The 1,577-nt window shown below is 75.6% G+C and carries 2 protein-coding genes; both read right to left on the reverse strand.

Annotated elements, in window-relative coordinates; translation table 11 throughout:
- Positions 1–99: 99 nt before the first annotated feature.
- On the reverse strand, positions 100–1,065 hold the full coding sequence (locus AB0B55_RS05265) for a hypothetical protein (protein WP_357170620.1): 966 nt from the start codon (positions 1,063–1,065) through the stop codon (positions 100–102).
- Complete coding sequence (locus AB0B55_RS05270; RefSeq protein ID WP_357134855.1) at positions 1,062–1,427, reverse strand: helix-turn-helix transcriptional regulator; 366 nt, start codon at positions 1,425–1,427, stop codon at positions 1,062–1,064. Before AB0B55_RS05270 ends, AB0B55_RS05265 begins: the two co-directional genes overlap by 4 nt.
- Positions 1,428–1,577 lie beyond the last annotated feature (150 nt).

Here is a 1,577-nt window from a genome sequence, read left to right on the forward strand (position 1 = left end):
GCGGTGCGGTGCGGTGCGGTGCGGTGCGGTGCGGTGCGGTGCGGTGCGGTGCGGTGCGGTGCGGTGCGGTGCGGTGCGGTGCGGTGCGGTGCGGTGCGGTTAGCGGTTGGCGCTCGGCGCGGGGGGTCGGGCCAGTCGGGCGCGGACGGCGAGGGCCACCGGTAGCAGCGCGGGGCCGACCAGCGCGACCACGGCAGCCGTCGCGGCGAGCGCCGTCCAGTTCGGGACGAACGCGCTCCGCATGCCGTCCGCCGCCCCGGCCAGCGGTAGCAGGGCCAGCAGACCCACGGGGGTGAGCAGGATCAGCAGGGCCCACCCGCCCCGGTGGTCGCCACGTACGGCCAGTCCCACCGCGAGCAGCATGGCCACCGCGAGCACCGCCACGGCGGTGTCCTGCAACATCAGAATCGCCCTCACCGCGCGATAGGTCCAGGCGAAACTTCCCGGCGTCAGGCTTGCGGCCGCCGCCAGGCCGGCGACGGCGGCGAGCAATGGCGCCACCCGCAGCGACACCGGCCGCGCGCGGGACGCGCCGAGCGCGACCACACCCAACCCGACCTGCGGGAGCAGCACGAACAACGGTGGACGGGGCAGGCCGGTGAGCGCGGCGGCGGGGACGAGCGCGACCGTGAGAAGCAGCGCGAGCGCGACCGCGCGTCGGTGCCACCGGCTGGGTGCCAGCGCCTGCACACCCGCGGCGAGGAGCCAACCGACCCACGCCACGATGCCGAGCGAGACGAACGGCCCGGCGGACGGCTCGCCGAAGCCGGGCAGAGCCGGCCGCAGTTCGAGCACGGTCCACATGCCGGCGAGCGTGGTGGCGGTGAGCAGGGCCAGGGCGGCCGCGAGGTGTACCCCGGGGACCAGGTCGGTGACGCCGGTGGCGCGTACCCGTTGGCGGAGCCCGCCGCGGAGGAGGTCCACGGCGTCCGCCGGGGTGGGCCAGCGGCGGCCCGGCTCGGCCAGGTCCAGGTACGTGCCGACGATCTCGGCGCCCCGGGCCCGCCGGTAGTCGGCGGGGTACGCGGCGAGGAGCCGGAGGTAACGGCGCTCGATCTCGGTCATGCGAGGCCTCCGGCGAGGCGTGGGGTGGTCGGTCGGGCGGCACGGGCCCGTGCGGCGAGCCGGGCGGTGGCGGCCTCGACGTTGCGTCGCAGCCGTTCGGTCTCGGCGCTGAGGGTGGCGTCGCCGTCGGGGGAGAGGCGGTAGTAGCGGCGCAGTCGACCGTCCACCACCTCCTCCCGGTCGACGTCGACGAGGCCGGCGTCGACCAGCCGGTCCAGCGCGCCGTAGAGCGTTCCGGGGCGCAGCGACACGCGGTTGTCGGAGAGGGCGGCGACCTCGCCGATCAGTCCGTAGCCGTGCATTGGCTCAACGGCGAGCGCGGTCAGGATCAGGAAGGTGGGTTCGCGCAGCGGTATGTCCACGGCGACAATATATCGGACCCGAAGGTATATCGGGGGGCGTTACAAAGCGGGCCGGGGGGGGGGGCCCCCGGCGGGGGCCGCCCCGGGGGGGTGTGGGTGGGGGTGGGAGGCGGAGTAGTAGAATTGGGACAAGTGGTGGGGGGTGGGCGG

The organism is Micromonospora sp. NPDC049107, from assembly GCF_040648595.1.
GTDB lineage: Bacteria > Actinomycetota > Actinomycetes > Mycobacteriales > Micromonosporaceae > Micromonospora.

Excerpts from the sequence above, each read along its gene's own strand:
- AB0B55_RS05265 (WP_357170620.1), bottom strand. The coding sequence starts at position 1,065 with ATGACCGAGATCGAGCGCCGTTACCTCCGGCTCCTCGCCGCGTACCCC.